The sequence below is a fragment of the Micromonospora sp. NPDC023633 genome, assembly GCF_040640035.1.
Classification (GTDB): Bacteria; Actinomycetota; Actinomycetes; order Mycobacteriales; family Micromonosporaceae; genus Micromonospora.
On the sequence record NZ_JBFABB010000177.1, the window covers coordinates 1 to 10,467 of the forward strand.

Genomic DNA, 10,467 nt, shown 5'->3' on the forward strand with positions numbered 1-10,467 from the left:
ACACCCCCCGGATCATCCAAACGACAGGGGCAGGAAGTCATACCGGGCCGGGCGACCGAGGGTCCCCGGCTGGGGACGATCAAGAAGGTAACGGGGGAGAGAAAGGAGACGCACCGCGCCCGTCACCGCGAGGTGGCGGGCCGTCTCGGCTCGGATGCCCTCGGCGGCAAGAACTTCCCGCTGTTCCCGCGTGTAGCCGATGCAGTCGAGAAAGACCAGGTCGGCTCCGCCCGTGGTGACCCTTCGTCCGGCGGCCGCTACCTCGTCGAGTCCAGCCGTGTAGGGGTCTACGGCTGCCGCGATGACCGAGCGGCCCAGGCGCCCTTCCCACCGCTCCCGGATGTCCGTCAACTGCTCTGGCACGGGGCACAGGACACCCAAGCGACCCTCACCGACGAGCCGCACCATGACGTCGTGGGCGAGGTCCTCCGCGTGGAACACCGGCACCGACGCCGGACAGTGCTCGACACGGCCGGTGCACAGCACGAGGACGGCCCCGCAGTTATCTGCTACGCAACGTCGGAGGGCGTCGTCAAGCGCCGGGGCGATGCTCGTCGCGCCGAGGCGGACGCGCGAACCGTCCCGCAGCCGGGAAACAAGAGTACGCTCCCCGCCGCGTGGTTCGAGCCGGGCGATGCCTTCCGCGTCGAGGAGGTCCAGCGCGCCGTGTTCGACCCAGTCGACGCCGGAGAGGGCAGCCTCGACGTCGGGGATGAGGTCGGCGCGGGGTGCCTGCCCGATCGTGACGAGACCGAGCGTCGGCCTCACGCGGCGAGCCGCGCCCTCAGCCGCTACGTGCATCACGCCACCTCCTTCTCGGGCAGGTCGGCAGCCGCGACGCCACGCTCGACGATGCGGCGCCGCACGGCCCGGTCGACCCGCGCGGTGGGGTCGGCGATCGGGATCGCAGCGAGGAGCGCCTTGGTGTAGGGGTGCTGAGGCGCTGCGAAGATCTGCTCGACGCTGCCCTGCTCGACGACGCGGCCCTGGCTCATGACGACGATCTCGTCGGCCATCATCTCGACGACGGACAGATCGTGCGAGATGAAGACGTAGGTAAGGCCGAGGTCCCGCTGCAACTGCTTCATGAGGTCGAGCACCTGGGCCTGTACCGACACATCGAGTGCCGACACGGGCTCGTCGCAGACGACGAGGCTCGGGTTGAGGATGAGGGCTCGCGCGATGCCGATCCGCTGGCGCTGACCCCCCGAGAACTCGTGCGGGAAGCGGTCGATGTCCTCCTCCCGCAGACCGACCGTCTCGATTACCTCGACGATGCGGGCGCGGATCGCCGCGTCGTCAAGGTCCGTGTGCAGCCGCAGCGGCTCGGCCAGGGCCCGGTGGATCGTCCACCGGGGGTCGAGCGAGGCATACGTGTCCTGGAAGACAATCTGCATCTCGGAGCGGAGGCGGCGCAACTCGTCGTCACTCGCCGCGAGCAGGTCGGCCCCGTTGAAAGTCACCGCCCCCGAGGTCGGCTCGTGCAAGCGCAGCAGGGCCCGACCGGTCGTCGACTTGCCCGAACCTGACTCGCCCACGATGGCGAGCGTGCGGCCACGGCGGACCCGGAAGGACACGCCGTCGACGGCCTTGACGGTGTCGGCCGGACGGCCCAGACGGCGGCGGCGCCCGGTGAAGACCTTCGTCAGGTCGGTGACCTCGAGTAGCACCGGCGCGTCGTCGTCGGGGGTCCCCGTGGAAGCGTCCGTGCCGGCCTCGACGCGAACCGGCCCCGAGCCGTGGCGTGCCGTACCCTCCTCGGCTAGCGCCTCGACCGCCTCGATGACGTGCTTGTTGGCGGAGGGGATGAAGCTGAGCAGCCGCTTCGTGTAGTCGGCCCGCGGCGCGGCGAAGAGCTGCTCCGTCGGCGCCGTCTCCTGCAGCTCACCGCCGTACATGACGGCGACCCGCTGGCAGGTCTGGGCGACGACACCGAGGTCGTGCGTGATGAGCAGAACCGCCGTTCCGTGCTGCTCCTGCAGGTCCATGATGAGGTCGAGGATCTGCAGCTGGGTCGTGACGTCGAGCGCCGTCGTCGGCTCGTCGGCGATGAGCAACTTCGGCTCGCACGCCATGGCCATGGCGATCATGACGCGCTGGCGCATCCCGCCGGACAGCTCGTGCGGGTACCCGGCGAGGACGCGTGCGGTGTTGCGGATCCCCACCATGTCGAGCAGTTGGCCCGCTCGGTCCGCCGCCTGTCGTCGGCCGAGGCGCATGTGCTGGCGCAACGGCTCGGTGAGCTGGTCGCGGATCGTGAAGACCGGGTTGAGCGCGGTCATCGGCTCTTGGAAGATCGTCGCAATGTCCTTGCCGCGGATCCTGCGCATCTGCCGGTCCGACAGCGCGGCGAGGTCTCGCCCGTCGAAGCGGATGTGCCCGCCGGTGATGTGTGCCTGCCGCGCGGGCAGCAGTCCCGTGATCGACATGGCGGTGACGCTCTTGCCCGAGCCCGACTCACCGACCAGCCCGACCATCTCGCCGCGCGCGATGGTCAGGTCGAGGCCCCGGACCGGATGGATCGGGCCGCGGGAGGTGTCGATGCGGATCGAGAGGTTCTCGATCGACAGCAGGGTCTCAGCCATGTCCGTGCTCCTTGTTCCGTATGCCGCTGGGCTCGGTTGGGCGCCCACTCAGGCGTCCCCGAAGACCTTTCCACTCGTCTGCAGGTGGGTGGCCGGGCCGTAGAGGTTCTCGAGGAGCGCCGCCTGGGCCTCGTCGTGGAAGGACACCGCGCCCGCGGTGAAGCCCTTGGCGACCTCGACGGCGAAGCGCGCGGCCAGTGCGATGTCGACCTCGTGACTCGCGCCGGTCGCGCAGCCGGCGACGGGCGTCACCGTCGTGATGGCAACACCGACGACGGGCGCGGCCGTCGCGACGGCCGGCTGGAGGATCGAGTTGAGGTGATGGAGGCCGTTGCCGTACGGCGTGATGTCCTGCGTCGACAGCGGGAAGACGACGGCGGGCTCACCCGACACGGTCTCCAGGACGCCGACCAGGTCGGCGCTCGCGGGGAGGATGTAGCCGGCGCGGACCGTCGGTGAGATGGCGATGCCCCGGTGGTTGATGAGGCGGTTGCCCTTCGTGGTGTCGATGGACAGGACGGCGTCCATCTCCGACGTGACCTCGTGCTCGTTCATCGCGGTGATGTCGACGGGCGAGTCCATGAAGGGCACGGGGTCGTGTGGCCGGGTCGGCGCGTCGGGGCAGATGTGCGTCGAGATGACGACGTCGCCGGGCAGGACGTCGCCGCGGGCGTGCATCGCGAGGAGCTTGGCGGCCGTGGCGACGGCGGCGGTCGCCCCGTCACCGTCGGACACGTAGCCGATGAGCTCCGGCCGGGCGCCGAGACCGCCGAGGCGTCCGACGACGCCGAGTGTCGGGGCGTCCCCGCCGACGGTCTTGCCGCGGCTGCCGGGGACGGTGACGCGGATGAAGTCGGTGGAACCACGCTCGCCCGCCACCGTCTCGACGGTGATCGAGCAGGCGTCGTCGCAGAGGGTGCGCAGGTGCTCGGCAACGAGTTTGCCCGAGGCGTCGGGACGGTCGAGGAGGTCGAGGGCCGTGAGGACGTGGGACAGCACGATCATTCGCTTTCGACAGCGGTCTCGGCGACGCCGAGGTACCGGAGGGTGGTCAGGGCGTAGGTCTTCGCGGCGAGGACGACGTCGGCGACGGGTGCCCTCTCGTCGAAGCCGTGGATGGTGGCCAGCTCTGCCGGCCCGTACTGGAGCACGGGGATGCCGTGGCTGCGGAAGGTGCGGGCGTCGGAGGAGGCCCACTGGAGCACCCCCTCCGCGGTGGGGTCACCGGTCAGTTCCCGTAGGGCCGAGACGAGTTCGGTGACGATGGGGTCGCTCGGCAGCGTCCAGTTCGGCTCGCTGCGGAAGCCGGTCGGCTCGATCGTCGCCTCGACGCCCGCCTCGGCGAGCAGTTCGTCGACCCGGGCGAGGACCTCGGCGCGCGACAACCCGATCGGCACGCGGGTGTCGACGTCGACGACGCACCGGTCCGCGACGACGTTGGAGGACGTGCCGCCGTGGATCGTGCCGATGTTGACGGTGACGTGCTCGAAGACGGCACCGATGCCAGGACCGTAGCCCTCGCGCTCCTCGGCGAACGTCTTCGACCTCTCGATGAGGTCGAGCACGTCCTCGGGTGCCGACGGCTTCATGTCCCAGAGCTGCTGTAGGGCAGTGACGGCCCGGGCCGCGAGGAGGTTCGCGCTGACGCCGTGCAGCGGCTGGAGGCTGCCGTGTCCCGGCTTGCCGTCGATCGTCATCCGGAACCAGTTGCTGCCCTTCTGGCCGATCGTCGGGTGTGTGCGTTCGGCCGGCTCGGCGATGATGGCGCCGGTCGCGCCGTCGAGGACTCCCTGGTCGAGGAGCCAGTCCGCCCCGCGTGAGCCGCCCTGCTCCTCGTCGGGGACCGCCGCGAGCGACAGCCTCCCGGCGAGCGGGACACCGAGGCGGTGGAGGACGACGAGCGTGTGGATGACACCGGCGAGACCGGCCTTCATGTCGCTCGCTCCGCGACCGCGGAGGTAGCCGTCGACGATGTCACCCGCGAAGGGGGGAAACGTCCAGCGGCTGAGGTCACCGACGGGGACGACGTCGGTGTGGCCGGCGAGCACGAGGTGGCGCGCCGTCGTGGAATCGTCGTCCACCGCGGCGTTGCTCGCGGCACGGTGGACGACGATGCTGAGGCGACCATCGCCCGCGTCGTGGACCTCGGGGTCGAGGCCCGCGGCGCGCAGATGGTCGGCGATGAAGACGCCGACGTCCGTGCAGTCCCCCGGGGGGTTCTCGCTCGGGATCCGGATGAGGTCTCCGGCGAGCGTCAGCAGTTCGTCCCGGGTGCGCTCGATTTCGTCGAGGACCCGCTTCTCCCAGTCGGGGGATGTCGTGGTCACGTCAGGCTCCAGGTGTCGTGTTCGCCTGTGGGGAGGTGGATTCGCGATGGTGTGGAGGAGGCTGCCGCCAGGCGCGTCGGGCTGACGACGAGCCCGGCGGCACGCCTCTCCTCGGCGTCAGCCCTTGTTGCTGAGCTGGAAGAACCGGATGATCCCGTCGGGGTACGACGTGTACCCCTGCACGCCCGCGCGCTGCGCGACGACGATGTTGTACTCGTAGAGGTACGCCCACGGCGCCTGGGTGTTGATGATCTCCTGCGCCTTGCCGTACAGGTCGTTGCGGACCTTCTGGTCCGTCTCGGTCGAGGCCTGCTTCCAGAGGTTGTCGACCTCAGGGTTGTCGAAGTTGGCGTAGTTGCTCGTGCCGTCGCTGGTCAGCAGGAGGCCGAGGTGGTAGCCCGGGTCGTTGACGAAGGAGGTCCAGCGGGTGATGTAGCTCTGCACCTTCTTGGTCGCGAGCGCCTCGAGGAACTGCGGACGCGCCATCTTGTTGATGTTCATCGTCACGCCGATCTTCGCCAGCTCGGCCTGGATGAGGACGGCGGAGTCCGACCAGTCCTCGAAGCCGCTGCCGAGGGTGAAGTCGAAGGTGAAGCCGTTGGGGTGGCCAGCCTCCGCGAGGAGCGCCTTGGCCTTGTCGAGGTCGTGCGAGTAGACGTAGCCGTTGTCGCTGAAGCCCGGGGTTGAGCTGGCCACGGACGAGCGCATCGGCGACGCCTGGCCCTTCATGACGTCGCTCAGGAGCTTGTCGTACGGGATCGCGTACGAGATGGCCTGACGGACCTTCGGGTTGTCGAACGGCTTGACGGCGTTGTTCATCCCGAAGAAGAGGACCTTGTTGCTGGCTCGGGAGTCGATGGTGACGCCGGACTGCTTCGACAGGGCGCCGACGTCCTTCGCCGGCACCTCGAGCGCGATGTCGACCTCGCCCTTGCTGAGCAGTTGGACGCGGTTGCTCGCCTCGCCGATGAACTTCGTGTTGATCTTGTTCAGGGCGGGCTTCTCGCCCCAGTACGTGTCCTTACGCTCGAGCACGGCCTCCGTCGCCGGGTCCCACTTCGTCAGCCGGTAGGGGCCGGAACCCGCGGTGTGCGTGTCGAGCCACTTGCTGCCGCCCTCGGCGTTGACCTTGTCGATGTTGATGATCGAGAACGAGTACATCGGCAGGATCTGGAGGAAGAGGTGGTTCGGCGCGGTGAGGTCGATCTTCACCGTCTGCGGGTCGACCGCGGTCACGGTGTCGATGCCGGCCATGCCGTAGAGGAAGCTCGCCGAACTCGACTTCTTGATGAAGTCGAACGACTTGACGACGTCGTCGGAGTCGAGGGGCGAGCCGTCCTCGAACGTCACGCCCTGCCGCATGGTGAAGGTGTAGCTCTTCGCGTCGGCGCTCACCTTCCATGACTCCGCGAGCATCGGCACGATCGTGTCCGTCTTGGCGGTCGGCTTGCCGTCGATCGTCGTGCGGTCGTACGTGACCAGCTGGTCGTAGGCCGCCACGACGAACGTGTCGGAGGTGACGTCGTTGGCCTCGGCGGGGTTGAGGGTCTTGCCGCCCTCGGAGTAGGCGACGACGAGGGTGTCCTTGCCGGCCCCATCGGCCTGCGAGGAGCTGCCCTGGTTGGCGTTGGCTCCGCAGCCGGCTGCGACGAAAATGGCGGCGACCGCGGCGGCCAGGGTGGCGCTGCGCTTCACGCTGTTCTCCTTCAGGTCAAAGTGGGGGATCAGGTGGGCGGATGGGGTGGCGTCCGTGGCAGGTCCGCACCGGGTCATCGGCTCGTCCGCAGGCGCGGGTCGAGGACGTCGCGAAGGCCGTCGCCGATCAGGTTGAAGCCGAGAATCGAGGTGGCGATGGCGATGCCGGGGAACACGGTCATCCACCACTCGCCGCTGATGATGTAGCCACGGCCGTCCGAGATCATGACGCCCCACTCCGCGGTCGGCGGCTGCGCGCCGAGGCCGATGAAGCTGAGCGAGGCGGCGGTGAGGATCGCGTAGCCCATGCCGAGAGTCGATCGGACGAGGATCGGGGCAACGGTGTTCGGGATGATGTGGCGGATGAGGATCGTCCGATCACGGAGGCCGATGGCGCGTCCCGCCTCGACGAAGTCACGCTCACGCAGCGAGCGGGTCTGGCCGTAGACGATGCGGGCGAACTCGGGGATGCCGACGACACCCACGGCGACCATCGCGCTCGCCAGACCCGGGCCGAGGGCGGCGGCGATCGCCATCGCCAGCACGAGCGACGGGAAGGCGAGGAGCACATCCATCACCCGCATGAGCACCGCGCTCACCGCGCCGCCGACGAAGCCGGAGATGGCGCCGATCGGAACACCGATGAGCAGCGAGATCCCGACGGCGATGAGCCCGGTCCAGAGCGAGATCCGCCCGCCGGCGAGCACCCGGGCGAGGATGTCGCGGCCGAAGTTGTCCGTGCCGAAGAGGTGTGCGCTGGAGGGCGGCTCGAGGAGCCCGCCAGCTCCCGTCTCGGTGGGCGAGTACGGCAGCAGGTCGGCCACGAGAGCGCCGATGGTCCAGATCGCGATGAAGACGAGACCGACCATCGCCAGGCGGTTGCGGACCAGGAGGCGCCAGGCGGTCGTGGGCCTCGACCCCGCCCGGTCGGCCGACGCGACCCGGTGGCCCCGTGCGGTGGCGGACACGGTGGTGTCAGGCATTCTCGATCCTCGGGTCCAGGCGGGCGTTGATCAGATCGACACAGAGGTTGACCGTCAGGTAGATGACCGCGGCGAGCAGGGTGAAGGCCTGGACCGGCGCATAGTCGGTGGCGAGCACGGACTGGACGACGTAGTGGCCGATGCCTGGCCAGCTGAAGACCGTCTCGGTGATGACCGCGCCACCGAGGAGCTGGCCGAACTGGAGGCCCACGACGGTCACGATGACGGGGGCACCGTTCTTCAGCGCGTGCTTGAGGATGACCTTGGCCGGCGGTAGGCCCTTGGAGCGGGCGGTACGCACGTAGTCCTGGTTGATCACCTCGAGCATCTCGGAACGGGTCATCCGGGCGATGATCGCCGTGCTTCCGGTGGCGAGGCACAGGGCCGGCCAGATGATGTGGGCCAGCGACGACTTGAGCGCGACGACGTCACCGGTCAGGAGCGAGTCGAGGACGTAGAGCCCCGTGATTGACGTCGGTGGGTTCACGTCCTGGGCGATGCGGCCCAGCGGGGCCGGCTCCCACCCGAGCTTGTTGTAGAAGACGAAGATCACGATGAGAGCGAGCCAGAAGAGCGGCATCGACGCCCCGACCAGCGAGAAGATGCGGCTGGCGTGGTCGATCGGCCGGTCGCGACGCGTCGCGCTGATGACACCGATCGGAACCCCCACGAGTAGCGAGATCAGGATCGCCACGAGGGCGAGTTCGACCGTCGCCGGCAGTCGGGAGGCGAAATCCGTGATGACGGGCTGCCCGGTGTGCCACGCGAACCCGAAGTCTCCCGCGAAGAGGCCGCGCACGTAGGAGACGAACTGCGCGACCAGCGGCTGGTCGAGGCCCATCTCGACACGGATCTTCTCTACGGTCGCCGGGTCGGCCTGCTCCCCCGCGAGCGTCCGGGCCGGGTCACCGGGCAGGACGCGCGTGAGAAGGAAGATGCAGAGCACGACACCGAGGAGTGCCGGGATCATCGCGAGGATCCGTCGCACTACGTGGTTCACGGCCACCTCCAATCTGCGCTTCGTTAGGTCTGACCTGGTCTCGGCGCCACCCAGGATTCGTCCGTCCGGCACCCCTGCGCAATACCTTCTCTGTATATGAGAGGACGTCCCAAACCAGCTGGGGGTGCGGTAGGTTCTCACACGTCCCACCCATCCCGGAGGCCCCATGTCAGACAACGGCGCTCGCCCCCGCTCGCCGCTCCAGACCGTGGACCGCGCCCTGGAGGTCCTTCTGTCGTTCACCGAGCGGCGTCGCGACTGGGGCGTCATGGAGCTTGCCGAAGCCTTCGCCATCGACAAGTCGACCGCGCAACGGATCCTCGCCGCTCTCGCCGCGCGCGGCTTCCTCAACGCCGATCCGGTGACCCGGCGCTACAGCCTCGGGCCAACGATGTGGCGGATGGCCGCCGTCTGGGAGCGCACGGGAGGGCTGGCCGCCCTGGCCCAGCGGGTGCTCGAACCGCTCGCCTTCCAGACCGATCGCACCGCCATCTTCGCCGTCCCGGACGGGCTCCACGTCCGCTGCGTCGCGGCCATCAACGGCGGTGAACCGCTGCGCAGTCATCCGCTCGTCGGCGAGCTGTACCCGGCCAACGCGGGAGCCACCTCCCGCGGCTACTTCGCCTTCCTCGACAGCAACGAACGACGCGCCCTCATCTCCGGTCGTGTCTTCGCAACGTTCACCGGGCTGACGAAGGTCGACGAGCACGAACTCGAACGACTCTTCGTCGAGACCGTTGCGCGGGGCTACGCCTACTCAGAAGGCGAATACGACTACGCCACAAGGGCGATCGCTGTTCCCATCATGCTCAGAGGGCGGCCCGTCGGCTCGCTCAGCCTCGGCGAGAGCAAGCATCCGGCGCGTCCAGACGACATCCGGGACCACCTGCCCGCGCTACAGGGCGCCGCGGAGCAACTGTCCGCCCTGCTCGACAACCGAGCGAACTCGGCCGTCGTAGCCCGGCAGACCAAGACGGTCCGAGCCCACTGAACGCCGCGCCGACGAACCGGACCGGCCACATCGAGGAGACACCATGACCCAGGGCCACCAGAACCTCCTGCTCCTGTCCAACTCCACGGCCCCGGGGCGGGCCTACCTGGAACACGCGCGCGAGGCGATCCTTGAGGCACTCAACGGCCTACGCTCCATCGTGTTCGTCCCCTTCGCGCTGGCGGACCACGACGGCTACACCGACACCGTCCGTCGGGTCATGGAGCCACTCGGCATCACCGTCCGAGGAGCGCACGAGGGCACGCCACGCGACATCGTCGCCGGCGCCGAGGCAATCTTCGTCGGCGGCGGCAACACCTTCCGTCTCGTCAAGGCGATCCACGAGCTCGGCCTGATCAGCGTCGTGCGCGCCCGGGTGTCCGAGGGAATGCCCTACATCGGGTCGAGTGCCGGCACCAACGTCGCGACGCCGAGCCTGCGTACCACCAACGACATGCCCATCGTCCAACCACCGTCTTTCGAGACCTTCGGCCTCGTGCCCTTCCAGATCAACCCCCACTACCTCGACCCGGACCCGGCATCGACGCACCAGGGTGAAACCCGGGAGGAGCGGCTCACACAGTTCCTCGAGGAGAATGACGTCCCGGTGCTCGCCATGCGCGAGGGCACCTGGCTGCGGGTGAGAGACGGTTCGATGCGACTCGATGGCATGGCCACGGGCGCGCGAGTCTTCTGCCGAGCATCCGAGCCGGTCGAGGTCACGAGCAGCGCCGACGTGACCTGGCTCGTCGAGAAGGTGGGTTCGTTCGACGTCGGCCGTTGAGGTCGATTAGTAGTGCTTTGTTAAGTCGTTGTGGCGTGTCGCTTGTATGAGCGTCGTGGCGGTGTTTGGCTGCCGCGGTGGATGAGCGGGATCTCGTTCGGG

The 10,467-nt window shown here is 68.7% G+C and carries 9 protein-coding genes; 2 read left to right on the top strand and 7 right to left on the bottom strand.

Annotated elements, in window-relative coordinates:
• Positions 1-12: 12 nt before the first annotated feature.
• The 7 genes from AB0G13_RS31820 to AB0G13_RS31850 form a co-directional block, all read right to left on the bottom strand.
• The gene (locus AB0G13_RS31820) at positions 13-801 is read right to left on the bottom strand and encodes an AroM family protein (protein ID WP_357882483.1); all 789 of its coding nucleotides are present in this window, start codon (positions 799-801) and stop codon (positions 13-15) included.
• Positions 801-2,585 (bottom strand): ABC transporter ATP-binding protein, encoded by a 1,785-nt coding sequence (locus tag AB0G13_RS31825; RefSeq protein ID WP_357882460.1) that lies wholly within the window; start codon positions 2,583-2,585, stop codon positions 801-803. Before AB0G13_RS31825 ends, AB0G13_RS31820 begins: the two co-directional genes overlap by 1 nt.
• Positions 2,586-2,633: 48 nt before the next feature.
• Positions 2,634-3,590: a DUF1177 domain-containing protein gene (locus AB0G13_RS31830; protein ID WP_357882463.1), complete on the bottom strand. Its 957-nt coding sequence runs from the start codon at positions 3,588-3,590 to the stop codon at positions 2,634-2,636.
• The gene (locus AB0G13_RS31835; protein WP_357882466.1) at positions 3,587-4,912 is read right to left on the bottom strand and encodes a M20 family metallopeptidase; all 1,326 of its coding nucleotides are present in this window, start codon (positions 4,910-4,912) and stop codon (positions 3,587-3,589) included. The genes AB0G13_RS31830 and AB0G13_RS31835 overlap by 4 nt, the downstream gene beginning before the upstream one ends.
• A 117-nt stretch (positions 4,913-5,029) precedes the next feature.
• The gene (locus AB0G13_RS31840; protein ID WP_357882469.1) at positions 5,030-6,607 is read right to left on the bottom strand and encodes an ABC transporter substrate-binding protein; all 1,578 of its coding nucleotides are present in this window, start codon (positions 6,605-6,607) and stop codon (positions 5,030-5,032) included.
• A gap of 74 nt (positions 6,608-6,681) precedes the next feature.
• A complete protein-coding gene (locus AB0G13_RS31845; RefSeq protein ID WP_357882472.1) occupies positions 6,682-7,590 on the bottom strand; it encodes an ABC transporter permease in 909 nt (302 codons plus the stop codon).
• Entirely contained in the window at positions 7,583-8,590 is a 1,008-nt protein-coding gene (locus tag AB0G13_RS31850) for an ABC transporter permease (RefSeq protein WP_357882475.1), read from the bottom strand. Before AB0G13_RS31850 ends, AB0G13_RS31845 begins: the two co-directional genes overlap by 8 nt.
• A 208-nt stretch (positions 8,591-8,798) precedes the next feature.
• On the opposite strand from AB0G13_RS31850, the gene AB0G13_RS31855 reads away from it, so the two are divergent.
• Positions 8,799-9,581, top strand: coding sequence for an IclR family transcriptional regulator (locus AB0G13_RS31855; RefSeq protein WP_357882478.1), 783 nt, complete (start codon positions 8,799-8,801; stop codon positions 9,579-9,581).
• A 43-nt stretch (positions 9,582-9,624) separates the two neighbouring features.
• A complete protein-coding gene (gene pepE, locus AB0G13_RS31860) occupies positions 9,625-10,365 on the top strand; it encodes a dipeptidase PepE (protein WP_357882480.1) in 741 nt (246 codons plus the stop codon).
• Positions 10,366-10,467: the final 102 nt, after the last annotated feature.

Excerpts from the sequence above, each read along its gene's own strand:
- AB0G13_RS31825 (WP_357882460.1), bottom strand. The coding sequence starts at position 2,585 with ATGGCTGAGACCCTGCTGTCGATCGAGAACCTCTCGATCCGCATCGAC.
- pepE (WP_357882480.1), top strand. The coding sequence starts at position 9,625 with ATGACCCAGGGCCACCAGAACCTCCTGCTCCTGTCCAACTCCACGGCC.
- AB0G13_RS31845 (WP_357882472.1), bottom strand. The coding sequence starts at position 7,590 with ATGCCTGACACCACCGTGTCCGCCACCGCACGGGGCCACCGGGTCGCG.
- AB0G13_RS31830 (WP_357882463.1), bottom strand. The coding sequence starts at position 3,590 with ATGATCGTGCTGTCCCACGTCCTCACGGCCCTCGACCTCCTCGACCGT.
- AB0G13_RS31820 (WP_357882483.1), bottom strand. The coding sequence starts at position 801 with ATGCACGTAGCGGCTGAGGGCGCGGCTCGCCGCGTGAGGCCGACGCTC.